Origin of the sequence: uncultured Allobosea sp. (assembly GCF_945956895.1) — a bacterium.
Taxonomy (GTDB): domain Bacteria; phylum Pseudomonadota; class Alphaproteobacteria; order Rhizobiales; family Beijerinckiaceae; genus Allobosea.
The window spans coordinates 1-2,820 of sequence record NZ_CAMFJF010000157.1; the positions used below are offsets into that span (position 1 = coordinate 1).

Annotated in this window: 2 protein-coding genes and 1 tRNA gene; all 3 read left to right on the forward strand. The window is 69.8% G+C overall.

Features of this window, described 5'->3' with window-relative positions; all coding sequences use genetic code 11:
- A partial coding sequence (locus tag Q0Q02_RS23720) for a fructose-bisphosphatase class II (RefSeq protein WP_293813282.1) occupies window positions 1-529 on the forward strand: 529 nt, incomplete at its 5' end.
- Between the two features lie 284 nt (window positions 530-813).
- Complete coding sequence (gene recJ / locus Q0Q02_RS23725) at window positions 814-2,616, forward strand: single-stranded-DNA-specific exonuclease RecJ (RefSeq protein ID WP_293813284.1); 1,803 nt, start codon at window positions 814-816, stop codon at window positions 2,614-2,616.
- Window positions 2,617-2,745: 129 nt separating this feature from the next.
- Window positions 2,746-2,820 (forward strand) — tRNA-Glu (locus Q0Q02_RS23730).

Genomic DNA, 2,820 nt, shown 5'->3' on the forward strand with positions numbered 1-2,820 from the left:
CGCGCTGGCCAAGGCCAAGGGCGTGAAGCCGAGCGAGATCTCGACGCTGATCATGGACCGCCCGCGCCATGCCAAGCTGATCGAGGAGGTCCGCAAGACCGGCTGCTCGGTCCGCCTGATCACCGATGGCGATGTCGCCGGCGTGATCTTCTGCACCCAGCCGGAGAAGACCGGCATCGACCTCTATCTCGGTATCGGCGGCGCGCCGGAAGGCGTTCTCGCGGCTGCGGCGCTGCGCTGCGTCGGCGGCCAGATGCAGGGCCGCCTCATCCTCGACACCGAGGAGAAGCGCGTGCGGGCGGCAGGCATGGGCGTCAAGGACCCCAACAAGAAATACGACATGTCGGAGATGGCTTCGGGCGACGTCATCGTCTGCGCCACTGGCGTCACCGATGGCGGCCTGCTCTCGGGCGTGCGCTTCGGCCAGGACGTCATCGAGACCGAGACCATCGTCTACCGCTCGATCACCGGCACCGTCCGCCGCATCTATGGCGAGCACCGCGAGTTCTCGAAGTTCCAGCTCGACTGAGAATTTTCCTCACGCGGTCATCCCGGGCTACCGAAGGGAGACCCGGGATCCATGCCGGAACGGTTCAGGCATGAATCCCGGATCGGCGCCGCTAACGCGGCTTGTCCGGGATGACGTGTGAACCGGCCAAGCTATTGCCCCGCCGCCGCTCGCCCGGCGGCGCGGCCCGAAAAGATGCTGCCGCCGAGGAAACGCGTCCCGTGCCGTGATCGGCACAGCTTTCCAACCCGGCATGTCCGGCGCCGGTTGACCTCGCCGGCCGCTTGCGCGACGTCGGGTGCATCATGAGTCTGACCCAGCCCCGTGCCTTTCTCGGCGTGAACCGTTCGGTGCTCGGGCGCCCCTGGCGCGACCGGCTCGACATCGCCGGCCTTGGCCGGGCCGAGGCGTTGAGCCAGCAGCAGGGCCTATCCGACATCCTCGCCCGGCTGCTCGCCGCGCGCGGCGTCGAGCCCGCCGAGGCCGCCCGCTTCCTCGAGCCGAAGCTGCGTGATGTCCTGCCCGATCCGGCGGTCCTCACCGACATGGAAGCCGCCGCCGCCCGTTTGGCGCAGGCCGGCATCAAAGGCGAGCGCGTCGCGATCTTCGGCGACTACGATGTCGACGGCGCCTGCTCCTCGGCCTTGCTCGCGGGCTTTCTCGCTCAGGCCGGCGCACGCCCGCGTATTCACATTCCCGACCGCCTGATCGAGGGCTATGGCCCCAATAGCGAGGCGATCCGCATGCTGGCGGGCGAGGGCGCCAGCCTGCTTGTCACGGTCGATTGCGGCACCACCAGCGAGGAGCCGCTCGCCGAAGCGCGCCGGCTCGGCCTCGATGTCGTCGTGCTCGACCATCACCAGGCGCCGGAGCGGCTGCCGGCGGTCGAGGCGTTGGTCAATCCGAACCGGCAGGACGATCTCTCGGGCCTCGGCCATCTTTGCGCCGCCGGCGTCGTTTTCCTCGCCCTCGTCGCGACCAGCCGGACTCTACGCCGGCAGGGCCATTGGGCAGCGCGGGGCGGCGAGCCGGACCTGCTCGCCGCGCTTGATCTCGTCGCTCTGGCGACGGTCGCCGATGTCGTGCCGCTGCAGGGGCTCAACCGCGCCTTTGTGCGGCAGGGGCTCGCGATGATGCGCAGCCGCACCCGGACGGGCCTTGCGGCTTTGATGGACGTCTCTGGCCTCGATGGGCCGATCCAGCCCTGGCATCTCGGCTTCCTGCTCGGCCCGCGCATCAATGCAGGCGGCCGCATCGGCGATGCCGCGCTCGGTGCGCGCCTGCTCCTGACCGATGACGAGGTCGAGGCACGCACGATTGCGACCGAGCTCAACCGCCTGAATCAGGAGCGCCAGGAGATCGAGCGCCTGGCGGTGCTGGAGGCAGTCTCGCAGGCCGAGCATGAGCTTGCGGGCATGGCCGAGATGCCGGTTCTGCTCGCCGGTAGCGCCGACTGGCATCCCGGCATCGTCGGTCTCGTCGCGGCACGATTGAAGGAACGGTTCCGCCGCCCGGCCTTCGCGCTGGCGCTGAACGGGGAGGGGGGGGCGACCGGCTCCGGCCGCTCGGTCGCCGGCGTCGACCTCGGCCGCGCCGTGCGGGCCGCCGTCGAGGCTGGCCACGCAGTCAAGGGCGGCGGCCACGCCATGGCGGCGGGGGTGACGCTGGCGGCAGGACAGGCCAGCGCCTTTCATGCCTTCCTCAACAACTATCTGCTGCGCGAGGTCGCTGCCGTCGACGATGCCGAGGCGCTGCTGATCGACGCCGCGCTGAGCGCCGGCGGCGCGAGTCCCCGCCTCCTCGCCGAGATCGACAAGGCCGGCCCTTTCGGCGCTGGCAGCCCGGAGCCGGTCTTCGTCTTCCCGGCGCATCGCCTGACCGATGCCATCGAGATCGGCTCTGGTGGCCATGTTCGCATCAAGCTGCGCGCGGGCGACGGCGCCAGCATCGGCGGCATCGCCTTTCGCGCGGCGCAGGAACCGCTCGGCCAGGCCCTGTTCGCCGCGCGTGGGGAGATGGTGCATCTCGCGGCCACGCTCTCGCTCAATCGTTGGGGCGGCCGGGAGACGGCGGAACTGCGTATTCTCGACCTGGCGCGCCCAACATAGCCGAGGGGATCGGAGCACAGGGGGCCGGGCGCGTCGTTCATTTTTCTTGTGAACAGGTGCTTGCGGAGCGGCAGGCCTGCCACTATACCTCGCCCCGCTTCGGCACGAACCCCAGCGGTTCGCGGCAAAGCGGTCTTCGTCTATCGGTTAGGACACCAGCCTTTCACGCTGGGAAGACGGGTTCGATTCCCGTAGACCGCGCCA